This window comes from Peribacillus sp. (assembly GCF_059453735.1).
In genome coordinates this window covers 1-13,964 of sequence record NZ_JAZVJO010000362.1, presented here as the reverse complement: position 1 = coordinate 13,964, position 13,964 = coordinate 1, and the positions used below count along the sequence as shown (strand labels likewise).

The window sequence follows — 13,964 nt, the reverse complement described above, 5'->3', positions numbered from 1 at the left end:
CGCTTTCCGTGACCGTAAACAGAAAAAACGTGATTTCCGTAAATTATGGATCACACGTATCAATGCTGCAGCTCGCATCAACGGTCTTTCTTACAGCCGTTTAATGTTTGGCTTAAAGCTTGCTGGTATCGAAATGAACCGCAAAATGCTTGCTGATCTTGCTATCAGTGATGCACAAGCATTCGCACAATTAGCAACTACTGCTAAGCAACAATTAGAAAAATAAGATCATTTGATCTATGACAAGCCATTCTCTTTACCGAGAATGGCTTTTTTAGTCAAGAAAGGAGTTATCTATTGATTACTGAGCTATGGATTTATGTAGTGGTTATTAATGTGCTTGCCTATTTCATAATGGGGATCGATAAAAAAAGAGCACAAAAGCAACAATACCGAATAAGTGAAAGAACCCTTTGGCTGCTTGCATGGATTGGCGGAGCTACAGGAGCATTTGCCGGGATGAAAAAGTTTCGACATAAAACGAAGCATTCTGCTTTTAAATGGGGGTTTCCCGCATTAATGATTATCCAGTTAGTGCTTGTGGGGTATGTCATCATTTTGTCATAGTACAAGTTGGTAGAGGATATGCTGTAAGGAACAGCTGAGAATAAACAGGGAGGGCAAAACGTTGGAACAAAAACTCACCCTTATTATGAGTTTCCTCCAGACAGGGTCTATTATGGCACCTATTTTCTTTATTCTATTTCATGTCTTAAGACAGTTTTTATTTATACCTGTGGTGGTAGTCTGTATTTCAGGCGGGATTTTATTTGGTGCTTTTGCAGGGACAATTTATTCACTAGTAGGCCTAACATTATCTTGTATTGCCTTCTATGGGGCAGTGCATCAGTTTCCTAGATTTGTGGCTCGCATAATGCAAATGAAGAATAAGTGTTTCGGTAACAGACAGTTAAATAACCAACAAATTACAGTCTTACGTTTAATCCCCTTCATTCACTTTCACTTGCTTTCACTGTGTTTAATGGAAACGAAGAAAGGCTTAAAGGATTACTCCTATGCCTCGTTTCTAACGAATATACCACTCGCATTCATATATACAATTTTCGGCAATTATATTCGGGGATTTAGCCCAACCTTAATCATTTTACTTCTACTATCACTGTCGCTGCTATTTTACCTGGTAAGGGAAAAGCAAACGGTTATTCCTTGGAAAGAATTTTTTTCACAGAATAGTGCCGGATAACATATGGGATCAAACAAAGACTGCCGAGGATTCTCGACAGTCTTTGTGAGTTTCTTATTCTATTAGAAATTCTTTTATGGGACTTTTCCAGTCGATCACGGCATTCGGATAATGGCGTGTAATCTCGGATTGAATATATAGAAAGTCTTTTCGCTCTAAGCCTTTCAGGGCCGCGGTACTTTTTGGCCAGATGAAAATAGAAACCACTTCAAAGGCTTCATCCGTTGTACCAAGGTATTTTTCTCCTTCAAATAATGCTCCCTTATAGGTTAACAAAAAATTTTTCCGAATATCCTGTTGATCATCTAAGAAAAAGTACTTTTTTTGCTCATGAGCTAGTTCGAGCTTCCTTTTAGGACTTAGTATATATTTTATAGCTGTATATACTAGGAACAGGATAAAAGCGAATATAAGTAACCGAAATAATAGAATCACGGGATTTTCCTCCTTACGTCTACAGAAGTAGTAGTATATATACGGATAGGTTTTCAATAGGTTTCAAATTTTTGATATAATTTTCAAAGAGAAAGCATGAAAGAGAGTGATTTGAGATGGATGTAGAAAAACTATTTGAGATGCAGGATGCCCTGGATCGTCATATTGAGGAAAAACATGGGTTGCAAAATACTGATTTAATTGAAAAGAAAATTCTAGCTCTGCTAGTGGAGTTAGGGGAATTAGCAAATGAAACGAGATGCTTCAAATTTTGGAGCCTAAAAGGACCAGCAGCTAAAGAAAGTATCCTAGCTGAATATGTTGATGGTGTTCACTTTATTTTGTCCCTTGGCATTGCTTGTGAGTTTAGAGACACAGTTACGGACATAACTGACGGTCTAGATAAGGGACAAGATCCTACATCTATGTTTATCACATTATATAGAGATATTGTATTGTTTGATCAAGACAGAACGGAGTCCTCGTATCGACAAGTATTTCAGGATTATCTGGTGCTAGGGAACCTGCTTGGTTTTTCAAGTGAAGACATAGAGCGTGCTTATGTGGATAAAAACCAAATTAATTATGATCGGCAGAAACAAGGGTACTGAGTGAAAAGTTGTTGTATAATAATGGATACATAAGTTTTAAGGGGGAGTACTTGGTGGCAGAACTAGATGAAACTGTGAGGATGCTCAAACGTCTTACCGATGCAAAAGGGGTACCTGGGAATGAAGGGGAAGTTCGAGAATTAATGCGTGAATATATTACTCCCTACGCGGATGAAGTAACCATTGATGGGATTGGCAGCTTGATTGCAAAGAAAATTGGCAAAGAAGATGGACCGAAAATTGTCATCTCAGGGGATTTAGATGAGGTTGGATTTATGGTTACTAGAATCGACTCAAAAGGTTTTCTCTGGTTTCAGCCTCTTGGCGGATGGTGGTCTCAGGTCCTGCTTGCTCAACGGGTAACCGTAGTAACGAAGACGGGAGATTTGACGGGGATTATTGGTTCTAAACCACCCCATATCCTGACTCCGGAAGCCCGAAAAAAGCCTGTCGACTTAAAGGACATGTTCATTGATATCGGTGCTTCAAGTGCTAAGGAAGCCAAGGACTGGGGAGTAAGACCAGGTGATATGGTCGTACCTTACTTTGAATTTACCGTAATGAATAATGAAAAGTTATTGCTTGCTAAGGCCTGGGATAACCGCATTGGCTGTGCGATTGCCATTGATGTTCTCAAGCAGCTTAATGGTATGAACCACCCGAATATCGTATATGGTGTAGGCGCAGTTCAGGAAGAAGTCGGTTTCCGTGGAGCGAAAACGTCAACGTCTATGATTAAACCAGATATCGGCTTTGCTGTTGATGTAGGAACAGCGGGAGATACACCGGGAATCAGCGATAAAGAATCACAGGGAAAATTGGGGAACGGTCCTCAAATTATTCTTTATGATGCCTCCATGATCTCTCATAAAGGACTCCGTGATTTAGTCGTTCATACAGCTGAAGAATTCAATATTCCTTATCAATACGAATCGATTCCAGGCGGCGGAACAGACGCAGGGGCGATTCACTTAACTGCGAACGGCGTGCCGGCGCTTGCGATTACAATTTCTACTCGTTATATCCATTCACATGCCGCTATGCTTCATCGTGATGATTATGAACATACGGTCAAATTACTTGTGGAAGTCATTAAAAAACTAGACCGTGAAACAGTTGACACATTAACATTTACGTAACAACAGAAGGGTGCTAAAGGGCACCCTTTTTATTTTTTCATTTTTCTGAAGGATAATCTTTTCGTTTAAGATCTTTTGTACCGGGTACATAGTAGATATGACAACGAAAGCATCTTAAGGAGGAATAGATAATGACTAAATCCGTATATGGAGTATTTGATTCAAATGCAGAAACAATTAGAGCCATTAATACACTTAAAGCAAAAGGTTATGCAAGTGACGATATTACAGTCGTAGCTAAGAATGAAGAAACAATGAATTTAGACAATCTTAACCGTACTGTGGATGTAAATACGGTGGTTACTGAAGACGATTCATTTATCGATAAAATTGTCCGCTTTTTCGTAGACGACAATCGGGATAGTTTATCAGAACGTCTTTCCAATGTAGGCTTATCAACCAGAGAAGCAGAAGCTTATACAGAAGATGTGAAAGATGGCAGGGTATTAGTTCTTGTCGAAGGAACGGGCAATGTTGGAGAAGGAACTGTAACTAATGAACCAGGTGCTGCTTTAACCAGCAAACAAGAAGAAATCGATTTAAGAGAAAAAAATTCAATTTCATCAGGTATAACGAACAATCCTGATCCTAATATTTTCCCTTCTACTACAAGCAATGCTCTTCCACAGGAAGAAGAACATACGGTTGTAACAGGAAATGTAGCAGAGCGTCCAATATATGATCCAAGTGATGATTTGGTTACTGATGAAAAGATGAATGATGTCGGTTATGCAGAACGAAGCGGAAATCGCTTTGATGGTAAACCAAGTGAATCAACACCAAGTGATATAAAGCACCACAATTTTGATATAAATGAAAAAATAGTAACCGAGAATAATGAAAAAAAGTTGAATGATGTTGGGTATGCACAAAGCAGCCGAGACCGTTTTGATGGAGACGATAATGATCCAGATAATGTGGTTTTCCCGCCAATACATGGGGATAAACTACGCGGCCCTAACACCCCTGTTACTGCAAAAGGAGTATCACGCCAGGTCAACCGTCCGACAACGGATGAAATGGTCAAAGATGAGGATAATTTGAATACGGTTGGCTATGCTGCAAACAGTCACAGTCGCTTTGATTTGGATGCAGAAACTAAAAAGGAAGAAAAAAATGAGCCAACTATGCGCGATGAACAAATGGATGAAAAAGGATATAAAGTGATCAGCCGATCTTTAAATCCAAATGATGAAGAAATTAAATCATCAAAAAAACCTTATTAATAAAATGTGTAAGCTGTCGAGATTCTCGACAGCTTTTTCCTTTGTTACAAGGGTAAAAAATCGTTTAGTAATCCTTCCTATGGGTATTAATAGGTATATGGAAAAAACTAGGGAGGAATGATTATGGAAACGAAGGTTTATGGAATATTTCATCAAAATGAAGTGATTCAAGAAATACAGGCACTGAAAGCCAAGGGATACAAAGGAAAAGAAATAACCGTATTAGCAAGCAGTGAAGAAGAACTCGAAAAATTGGATAAAAACGGACTCGAACATGTAAAAACGTTCTCAGATGAAGATGATGAATCGCTGGTGGATAAGGTAGCTAGGATTTTTATGAATATCGGTAAAGAAGATTTAACAGACAAGCTTGCGGGTGCGGGTTTATCTGACACAGAGGCCCATGCATATATGAAAGAAATTAACGAAGGAAAAGTAGTCGTTTTGGTAAACGAAGGTTCGCATCTGGTTGAAGGGACAAAAGCAGGCTATATGGAGCAAGTAAAACCGCATAAACAACAAAATAAAAAAGATACTCCGCCTGTGACCAAAACATCAGTCCCTGATGGTGAAAAGACTACGTACCAAACTACTGAAGAATCAAAAAGTGAAGTGAAGCAAGTAAAAGACTTAGAGTCTAGGCAGCCCATAAGTGATCCAAATGCTGACCCTGTTTCATCTAAGACAAAAGAATCGAATATCATTGGACGCGAATTAGCTAATGATACGGACAATGTTCAACTCGACAATGATGGAAATGCAATCATTCATGATGAACAACTGAAAAATCGAATCAACACAGATCATCTGTAATCCGTAGATGTATAGGCTGTCGAGAAAACCTCGATGGCTTTTTTCCTTTCAAACTGATATATCGCTTTTTGCACAAAAAGGACTAAGCACACATACATCCTCAAGTTCCGCACTGAGACGATAGAAAATACATCGAGAGTTGCTTTAAGACTACAAAAATTTCTAGAATGTAAAAACACAATAGCCTTAGGCTATTGTGTTTTTAATCCTGTTTCGAGAAGCTGGAGCATTTCTGTCTTTTCTGATTCGCTTGCATTTTGCCAAATGACTTCGAATAAGACACCAAGTCCTGGAAGCATTTTTTCTTCTCCGTTCTGAATGGCATCTACAATTGTGTCCTGTAATTGTTCTTGGGTATTCCCTGTAACGTTGTGAATAATGGCATTACGTAAATTCAGGTTCATCTTTTTATCCTCCTCATTCAGTACTCACATTGATAGCTTGTACAGATCGGCATGCATTATGTATGCAAATTACGTTATAATAGGAAAATCAGTCAGCATAAAAGGAGAGTTCAGCCTTGAACTATATCGAGTCAGTTAAAAACACTAAAGTAAAGCAATGGAAGAAGCTATTAACCAAGAAAGAAAGAGATAAATCTGGACGCTATTTAATTGAAGGATTTCATCTTGTAGAGGAAGCGTTAAAGGAGAAGAATATAGTCCAAGAAGTAATTATTAGCCAAGATACAGAATTACCTGCGGGCTTTACAATAGAAGATACAGAAGTTATTTATGTGGCTAAAGAAGTGCTGAAAGTAATTTGTGATACAGAAACACCACAGGGAATTGCTGCGGTTTGTGAGCAGAAGACACAGAATTTAAGTGAGATTAATCCTCAAAAACTGCTGCTTATTGATGCCGTTCAGGATCCAGGTAATATCGGGACGATGATTCGGACAGCTGATGCTGCGGGAATGGATGCTGTTATTTTAGGCGAAGGCTGTGCAGATGTGTATAACTCGAAGGTCATTCGTTCTACACAAGGAAGTTTATTTCATATGCCGGTCATCAAAGCCAATCTTTCGGAGGTAATTGATTCACTCATGGAGCAGGAAGTACCGGTTTACGGTACAGCGCTTGAAGGAGCCGTACCGTTCGAACAAGTTGAAAAAACAGAGAAATTTGCGCTTTTAGTTGGGAATGAGGGGCAGGGAGTGAGTAAGGAATTGCTCGCGAAAACAAATCAGAACCTGTATATTCCAATTCACGGTAGAAGTGAGTCATTGAATGTGGGGATTGCAGCAGGAATTTTAATGTATTACCTGAGAAAAAATTCATAATCGATTTGCTACCCATCATGATTTATACTATAATAAAACACAATTGTATAAAGTTTATCGACTGTGACAGAGACCAGTAGCAAAACTCAACCATTCAGGGAAAAAATGCCGAGACTGAGAGCATTTTATGGCGCGCTTTTTGTGAATTCAACTCTCGAGTCGGCATCGGGATGGTCTCTTTATGTGATCGAAAGATGCCCCGGCGAAAAGCCGTTATCTAAATTAAGTGAGCACCCTTGGTAATTATGGTGCTAATAAGGGTGGTACCGCGATACATAAACCTCGTCCCTTTCTGGGATGGGGTTTTTTTGTGTTCCAAAAATCTTTTTTTATGAGGAGGAAACAGCATGCAAGAACGTCTGCTTGAACTGCAGCAGGAAGCGCTGCAAAAGGCAACCGAAGCGACTGAACTAAAGGAATTAAATGATATTCGTGTTGCATATTTAGGGAAAAAAGGACCCATTACAGAGGTATTACGAGGGATGGGGAAATTATCTGCTGAGGAACGTCCGAAAATCGGTGCATTGGCTAACGATGTTCGTGCTGTGATTGCTTCAAAAATTGAAGAAAAACAGCTTGCTTTTGAAACAGCTGCCATTAACGCACAGCTTGCTTCTGAGAAAATTGATGTAACCCTTCCAGGACGTCCAGTCAATAAGGGAAATCAACATCCATTAACACGCATTGTTGAAGATATCGAAGACTTGTTCATTGGGATGGGTTATACCGTTGCGGAAGGTCCTGAAGTGGAAAGCGATTATTATAATTTTGAAGCATTAAATCTGCCGAAAAGTCATCCAGCACGTGATATGCAGGATTCTTTCTATATTACGGATGAAATACTTATGCGTACACATACATCCCCTGTTCAGGCCCGTACCATGGAGATGCATAAAGGCGTAGGTCCGGTTAAAATCATTTGTCCTGGTAAAGTGTATCGCCGTGATAATGATGATGCAACGCACTCACATCAATTCATGCAAATCGAAGGCCTTGTTATCGATGAAAACATCAGCATGAGTGATTTGAAAGGAACACTTGAAGTATTTGCGAAGAAAGTATTCGGTCAAGACCGGGAAATTCGTCTTCGTCCAAGCTTCTTCCCATTCACTGAACCATCCGTTGAAATCGATATCTCGTGTAAAATCTGCAGTGGAAAAGGCTGCAGTGTTTGTAAGAACACTGGCTGGATCGAAGTACTTGGCGGTGGTATGGTCCATCCAAACGTACTTGAAATGGCTGGTTTCGATTCAAAAACATATTCTGGATTTGCATTCGGAATCGGTGTAGAACGTATTGCCATGCTTAAATACGGCGTTGATGATATCCGTCATTTCTATACAAATGATCTGCGTTTCTTAAAGCAATTTCACACTCATGAATCAGAATAAATTTTAAAGGAGGACCTATCATGTTTGTATCATATAAATGGCTGCAGGAGTATGTAGATCTTTCAGGCATCAGCGCTGATGAGCTGGCAGAAAAAATTACAAAAAGCGGCATAGAGGTTGAAGGCGTAGAAAAAAAGAGTGAAGGATTAAAAGGCATTGTGATCGGTCATGTTGTAGAACGTGAACCGCATCCAAACGCTGATAAATTAAATGTCTGCCAAGTTGATCTTGGAAGTGAAACCGTTCAAATCGTTTGCGGAGCGCCAAACGTTGATAAAGGTCAAAAAGTTGCTGTAGCTACTGTTGGAGCTGTATTACCGGGCAACTTCAAAATTAAAAAAGCGAAGCTTCGGGGTGAAGTATCACACGGGATGATTTGTTCACTGAAAGAGCTTGGTATTGATTCTAAGTTGGTTGCGAAGGAATATGCGACTGGGATTTTTGTTTTTCCAAGCGATGTTGAAGTAGGAACAGACGCTTTACTAGCACTAGGTCTTGATGATGAGATTCTTGAACTAGGTTTAACTCCAAATCGTTCGGATGCGTTAAGTATGCTGGGCGTGGCTTACGAAGTTGGAGCAATTTTGGGACGTGACGTGAAATGGCCGGAGATTTCAACGGAAAATGCTTCTGAAAACGCATCTGATTATCTTAGCATTAAAGTAGAAGATTCGGAAGATAACCCGCTTTATATTGCTAAAGTGATAAAAGATGTAAAAATTGGACCTTCACCGTTATGGATGCAAACGCGTTTAATGGCAAGCGGTATTCGTCCACATAACAACGTAGTTGATATTACCAACTTCATTCTGCTTGAATATGGTCAACCGCTTCATGCATTCGATTACGATCGTCTTGGTTCAAAGGAGATTGTTGTTAGAAGAGCAAAAGATGCTGAAAAAATAACCACGTTAGATGAAGCAGAACGCACGTTAACTTCTGATCATCTGGTGATCACAAATGGTACGGAGCCTGTTGCGATTGCCGGTGTTATGGGTGGGGCTAATTCTGAAGTAAAACAGGATACAACAACCGTCATTATTGAATCGGCTTATTTTGCTGGAACAGTTGTCCGTAAAGCTTCGAAAGATCATGGATTACGTAGTGAAGCCAGTGCCCGCTTTGAAAAGGGTGTTGATCCTGCTCGTGTTCGCGCAGCTGGAGAACGTGCAGCACAGTTGATTTCTGAGTATGCTGGCGGCACGATACTCGCTGGTACAGCAGAATTTGATGAAATGAAGATGGAGCCTAAGGTCATTTCGATTACGTTAGACAAGATCAATACCCTTCTTGGTACATCGATGACTGTATCAGAGGTTGAATCCATCTTTACCCGTCTACAGTTTGGTGTTGAATTGGATAATGAAACGTTTATCGTTACCGTTCCGACTCGACGTGGAGATATTACCATTGAAGTTGATCTTGTGGAAGAAGCAGCTCGGTTATATGGATATGATAATATTCCAGCAACATTGCCAATTGGCGAAACAGCTCCGGGCCGTCTAACGGACTATCAATTAAAACGCCGCAAAACACGTTCTGTTCTTGAGGGGGCAGGCTTGAACCAAGCGATAACTTATTCATTAACAAGCAAGGAAAAAGCCGCACAATTTGCACTCGAAAATCGTGAATCAATAACACTCGCCATGCCAATGAGTGAGGAACGCAGTCAGCTTCGGTTGAGCATCGTTCCACAGCTGCTTGAAGTTCTAAAATATAACAATGCCCGCTCAATTGATTCACTTGCTCTTTATGAAATAGGAGCAGTGTTCCTTAAGCAAGATGGGGAAGAACTTCCGGAAGAACGCGAGCATGTTGCTGCAGCGATGACGGGCCTATGGGAATCACATCTATGGCAAGGTGAGAAGAAACCAGTTGATTTCTTCGTGGCCAAGGGAATTTTGGAAGCTTTATTCACTGAACTAGGCTTGAATAGCCAAGTTGAATATCGTCAAGCTGAAACCATTGCCGACATGCACCCTGGGCGTACAGCAGAAATCTTACTGAATGGCCGTGTCATTGGCTTTATTGGTCAGATTCACCCAACGCTTCAAAAGGAACTTGATTTGAAAGAAACATTTATCTTTGAACTTTCCTTTAAAGATGCAGCCATGGCTGACGTTGCGCCGATTGCTTATCAAGTAATCCCGCGCTTCCCATCCATCTCTCGTGATATCGCGTTAGTCGTTGATACGAATACGGTAGCAGGCGATATTAAAAAAGTCATTATCGAAGCAGGCGGTTCCCTTCTGAAGGAAGTCAGTATTTTTGACTTATATGAAGGAGAGCACATGGAAGCTGGCAAAAAATCATTAGCCTACTCGCTAAAATATTTTGATCCAGAGCGGACGTTGACTGACGAAGAAGTAACCAAAGCACATGAAAAGGTATTAACAGCCGTTAAAGAAAAATCAGGCGCTGAATTAAGAGGATAACCAATAAGTAGAGGTTCGGAATGGTTTCATTCCGAACCTCTTTTGCATTTTTCGGACCAAATAGGTCTTTTACTTTTGGTTATGTTAAAGGAAAAGGTTGATTTCAAGATTCACCAAAAAATGAGAATGGAAAATTTTTCCACTCTCATTTTACTATTCCACCCTTTTTTACTAAAGACCCCTTTAGTTCAATAATTTTCAAATTCAGTTTCTAAATCTTTTAGGATAACATCTATATTTACCACTGCTGTATCATCATCAGTTGGAAAAATAGACAGTTTTATTCCATCGTTTTTCATTCCACTAAGCCATTTATCAATAAAATCATCCAGGTTAATTAATTTAGCTTTAAAATCTATCCATTCACTTTTAGCACAGGATTCTGCAAATTCCTCTTTAGGAAAGAATGGAATCAGTGTATTACCTTTCTCATCTTGTGCTGTTGCCCATCCATCATTATACAAAGCCCAAACCTCTTCATAATCTATAACTTTTTTTATGAAATACTCGTATCTAATATTTGGTGGTTGTTTAATTACTGCTTCAAACTCTCTTTTATTCATGAGAAACACTCCTAAACCTATTAACAAAATAACTTTCCTGTTATTTTACCACTTACTCCTTGCTCTACTAATTGCCCAGTTAGGTTAAGTTGTAACCTTTATAAACAAAGCCAAATTTACTATAAATTAATCCGTAACTTTAACATAGCCTTACTTTTTTAAGTTTAGAAAGTCAGTTGATTGAAGTGGAGGGCGTGAAGACTCCTGCGGGAACAGCGGGACAGGTGAGACCCCGCAGGAGCGTAAGCATTGATGCGACTCACCGCCCGCCCCGCGGAAAGCGAAGCGCCTGGAATGGAAATCAACATCTCGATTTTAAAAATCTCACCCGCGTTTGACTACAGTCTGAGGGCAGTCTCCTTGATAGGGAGACTGCTCTATTTTTTAATTGATTGTGCAGAAAAGCATAGTTTTCATGCACAAGGTGGTTATTTATGTGCAGAACTATTCAAAAAGTGTGCAAAGCAGGGGGATTTGTGTGCAAAACTCGAAAAAAAGTGTGCAAAAGGTATTTTGCTAAACGGAAACAGGCTGTCGATCTCACGACAGCCTGATTTGTTTATTGATAGGTATTTCGGTAGATTACTTTTGCTTTTTCTGTATTGGCAAAATGGACTTTGGTGAAGCTGTTGAGGGCTTCGATACCTTTTTCATGAATGAGCCTGGCTGCAGCTTGATCCACTGCTGGACCTGCCCCTTTTGGAATCTTGAACCCAGCACGTTCACTTAAGATGTCGAAATGCTTGACGAATGCATAGCGGGCTAATATGGAAGCTGCAGCCACTCCTAGATGAATGCCTTCAGCCTTAGTACTTAAATAAACGGATTTGGACGTAAATACTTCTTGTCCCTTTAAGTAATTAAAGAATACGTCAGGCTGAGCAAATTGATCGATAAGAATTCCTTCAGTTTGAACGGGTTCTATTTTTTTGATCACATGTTTAATAGCTTGATTATGAAGCAGTGCTTTCATCTTTCCTTGTGACATCCCTTGCGCTTGCAGTGAATTGTATTTTGGATTAGTACAAACGAGCAAGCTATAGGGTACTAGTTCTTTCAACTGCTCGCCAATTTCAAGAATTTGCGGGTCTTTTAAATGTTTGGAATCCTTTACACCAATTTCCCTTAAAAGCCTCAGATGCTCCTTAGCTGCATACACCGCAACAACGGTAATCGGGCCAAAGAAGTCGCCTGTTCCGACTTCATCGGAGCCTATTATCGACATACTGCCAATATCCGGGGGAGGTGAGAAGCGGTGTTGTTTAATAGAAGGCAAAGATTCTGAAGGGGCAGCTGTTCCCCATCTGCTCGCTTCTGCCTCTGCCTGCTCACCTTGAAATAATACTTTTCCAGATTTGTAAGCTGTAATCGTGCAGGACTGTGACCGGGCAGCAAACAGACTGCCAGGGGACAAATTCTCAATCAGATGAGCAGAATAATAGCGTTCAACATTCGAAATTTGGTCGGGTGAGAGAAGGATAACGACATGAGACATCAAATAGGCTCCTTATACATTAATATTTTCCGTTAATTTACAAAAAAATAGGCGGAGGCTGGTGAATTGCCAGTCCTCACTCTTTCAAGAGGAAAAGCTTCATGATATGATATAGACTAGGATTCTTCAGAATGGAGGCATCATTTTGTTAGACGAAAAAAAAAGAAAAATAACAGTTGATATATATGGCCAGCAATATACAATCGTCGGTGAAGAAAGTTCAAGTCACATTCGAATTGTTGCATCCATGGTCGATGATAAGATGCGGGAAATTAGTGCCATGAATCCTTCCCTGGATACGGCTAAGCTCGCAGTCTTGACAGCCGTGAATACCGTGCACGATTATATGAAATTAAAGGAACAAATTAACCAGCTAGAACTGGAATTACTGAAAAAAAGGGACTGAGTACATGCTTGATTTGGCGATATTAGCCATCCTATTGATCGGCTTTTTAATTGGTTTAAGACGTGGGTTTATTCTGCAGCTGATCCATTTAACAGGATTTATTGTTGCCTTTATTGCTGCCTATGTATATTATGGCGACCTGGCACCAAGGTTAAAGTTATGGATTCCATATCCATCACTTGGCAATCTGTCTGGTTTAGAAATGATACCTGACAGCGTTGGACTGGACACCGCTTATTATAATGCGATTGCTTTTGCTATTATTTTCTTCGGTGCTAAAATTATTTGGCAGCTGTTTGGCTCCATGCTTGATTTTATCGCACATTTGCCTATCCTAAAGCAACTGAATAGGTGGGGCGGCGGTATTTTAGGTTTTGCCGAAGTTTATCTTATCATGTTTATTCTATTATACATAGCTGTTTTACTGCCAATAGAGGCGGTACAGACACCAATCAACCAGTCTTTCCTTTCCGAGGCAATCATCACGAAAACGCCTTACTTCTCGAATTTGGTGAAGGAACTCTGGTTTTAACAAGACTCTTTAAAAAGCAGGTGTAACGGATGGCAATCAATAAAAAAGATATAATTAAACTTTTAGAAACCATTGCTGTTTATATGGAATTGAAAGGTGAAAATCCATTTAAGGTATCTGCTTTCAGAAAAGCCGCTGCTGCTTTGGAAACAGATGATAGAAGTCTTACCGAAATTGAGGATTTCACAGCGTTAAACGGAATAGGTAAAGGAACTGCTGCTGTTATTGTTGAATATATCGAACATAATAAATCAACGGTTTTAGAAGAGCTGCAGGAAGAAGTGCCTAAAGGTTTAATCCCATTATTACAGCTTCAAGGTCTCGGCGGCAAAAAAATTGCTAAGCTTCATAAAGAGCTTGCTGTCTGTGATGTGGAAGACTTAAAACGTGTTTGCGAAGAAGGCAGGGTTCGTGATCTAGCGGGATTTGGTA

General features: G+C 39.9%; 16 protein-coding genes, 1 pseudogene and 1 other annotated feature. Of the genes and pseudogenes, 13 read left to right on the top strand and 4 right to left on the bottom strand.

Translation table 11 applies throughout. The annotated features are described in order from the left end of the window. From rplT to AC52RT_RS11610, 3 genes are all read left to right on the top strand, one after another. Window positions 1-226: 50S ribosomal protein L20 (gene rplT, locus AC52RT_RS11620; RefSeq protein ID WP_495540892.1), on the top strand; the 226-nt coding region annotated here is incomplete at its 5' end. Between the two features lie 71 nt (window positions 227-297). Beyond that, window positions 298-567: a DUF1294 domain-containing protein gene (locus AC52RT_RS11615; RefSeq protein WP_495540891.1), complete on the top strand. Its 270-nt coding sequence runs from the start codon at window positions 298-300 to the stop codon at window positions 565-567. A gap of 61 nt (window positions 568-628) precedes the next feature. Further along, window positions 629-1,204: a TVP38/TMEM64 family protein gene (locus tag AC52RT_RS11610; protein WP_495540890.1), complete on the top strand. Its 576-nt coding sequence runs from the start codon at window positions 629-631 to the stop codon at window positions 1,202-1,204. A 54-nt stretch (window positions 1,205-1,258) separates the two neighbouring features. On the opposite strand, the gene AC52RT_RS11605 is transcribed toward AC52RT_RS11610, so the two are convergent. Continuing rightward, window positions 1,259-1,639: a sigma-w pathway protein ysdB gene (locus AC52RT_RS11605; RefSeq protein ID WP_495540889.1), complete on the bottom strand. Its 381-nt coding sequence runs from the start codon at window positions 1,637-1,639 to the stop codon at window positions 1,259-1,261. Between the two features lie 116 nt (window positions 1,640-1,755). On the opposite strand from AC52RT_RS11605, the gene AC52RT_RS11600 reads away from it, so the two are divergent. The 4 genes from AC52RT_RS11600 (at window position 1,756) to AC52RT_RS11585 (ending at window position 5,428) form a co-directional block, all read left to right on the top strand. Then, entirely contained in the window at window positions 1,756-2,250 is a 495-nt protein-coding gene (locus AC52RT_RS11600; RefSeq protein WP_495540888.1) for a dUTP diphosphatase, read from the top strand. 53 nt (window positions 2,251-2,303) lie between these two features. Next, on the top strand, window positions 2,304-3,389 hold the full coding sequence (locus tag AC52RT_RS11595; protein WP_495540887.1) for a M42 family metallopeptidase: 1,086 nt from the start codon (window positions 2,304-2,306) through the stop codon (window positions 3,387-3,389). 131 nt (window positions 3,390-3,520) lie between these two features. Then, window positions 3,521-4,615: a YflT domain-containing protein gene (locus AC52RT_RS11590; protein WP_495540886.1), complete on the top strand. Its 1,095-nt coding sequence runs from the start codon at window positions 3,521-3,523 to the stop codon at window positions 4,613-4,615. Between the two features lie 123 nt (window positions 4,616-4,738). Then, window positions 4,739-5,428, top strand: a complete 690-nt coding sequence (locus AC52RT_RS11585; protein ID WP_495540885.1) for a general stress protein — start codon at window positions 4,739-4,741, stop codon at window positions 5,426-5,428. A 191-nt stretch (window positions 5,429-5,619) separates the two neighbouring features. Here the strand turns inward: AC52RT_RS11585 and sspI are convergent, their stop codons facing one another. Beyond that, the gene (gene sspI / locus AC52RT_RS11580) at window positions 5,620-5,832 is read right to left on the bottom strand and encodes a small acid-soluble spore protein SspI (RefSeq protein ID WP_495540884.1); all 213 of its coding nucleotides are present in this window, start codon (window positions 5,830-5,832) and stop codon (window positions 5,620-5,622) included. 116 nt (window positions 5,833-5,948) lie between these two features. Here sspI and AC52RT_RS11575 point away from each other — a divergent pair, with 116 nt between their 5' ends. The 3 genes from AC52RT_RS11575 to pheT all read left to right on the top strand — a co-directional run bounded on the left by AC52RT_RS11575 (window position 5,949) and on the right by pheT (window position 10,536). Next, window positions 5,949-6,710, top strand: a complete 762-nt coding sequence (locus tag AC52RT_RS11575) for a TrmH family RNA methyltransferase (protein ID WP_495540883.1) — start codon at window positions 5,949-5,951, stop codon at window positions 6,708-6,710. A gap of 54 nt (window positions 6,711-6,764) precedes the next feature. Beyond that, window positions 6,765-7,003, top strand: a binding site (T-box leader). A gap of 54 nt (window positions 7,004-7,057) precedes the next feature. Continuing rightward, the gene (pheS, locus tag AC52RT_RS11570; protein WP_495540882.1) at window positions 7,058-8,101 is read left to right on the top strand and encodes a phenylalanine--tRNA ligase subunit alpha; all 1,044 of its coding nucleotides are present in this window, start codon (window positions 7,058-7,060) and stop codon (window positions 8,099-8,101) included. A 20-nt stretch (window positions 8,102-8,121) separates the two neighbouring features. After that, entirely contained in the window at window positions 8,122-10,536 is a 2,415-nt protein-coding gene (gene pheT, locus AC52RT_RS11565) for a phenylalanine--tRNA ligase subunit beta (RefSeq protein WP_495540881.1), read from the top strand. 188 nt (window positions 10,537-10,724) lie between these two features. On the opposite strand, the gene AC52RT_RS11560 is transcribed toward pheT, so the two are convergent. Together AC52RT_RS11560 and rnhC are read right to left on the bottom strand one after the other, a co-directional pair. Then, window positions 10,725-11,099, bottom strand: a complete 375-nt coding sequence (locus AC52RT_RS11560) for a DUF2750 domain-containing protein (RefSeq protein WP_495540880.1) — start codon at window positions 11,097-11,099, stop codon at window positions 10,725-10,727. Between the two features lie 559 nt (window positions 11,100-11,658). After that, window positions 11,659-12,594, bottom strand: a complete 936-nt coding sequence (gene rnhC, locus AC52RT_RS11555) for a ribonuclease HIII (RefSeq protein ID WP_495540879.1) — start codon at window positions 12,592-12,594, stop codon at window positions 11,659-11,661. 145 nt (window positions 12,595-12,739) lie between these two features. On the opposite strand from rnhC, the gene zapA reads away from it, so the two are divergent. The 3 genes and pseudogenes from zapA to AC52RT_RS11540 all read left to right on the top strand — a co-directional run. Next, a complete protein-coding gene (zapA, locus tag AC52RT_RS11550; RefSeq protein ID WP_201647627.1) occupies window positions 12,740-13,000 on the top strand; it encodes a cell division protein ZapA in 261 nt (86 codons plus the stop codon). Between the two features lie 4 nt (window positions 13,001-13,004). Beyond that, window positions 13,005-13,532: a CvpA family protein gene (locus AC52RT_RS11545; RefSeq protein WP_340846756.1), complete on the top strand. Its 528-nt coding sequence runs from the start codon at window positions 13,005-13,007 to the stop codon at window positions 13,530-13,532. Window positions 13,533-13,561: 29 nt separating this feature from the next. After that, a pseudogene (locus AC52RT_RS11540) lies at window positions 13,562-13,964 on the top strand (DNA polymerase/3'-5' exonuclease PolX); the annotation flags it as partial.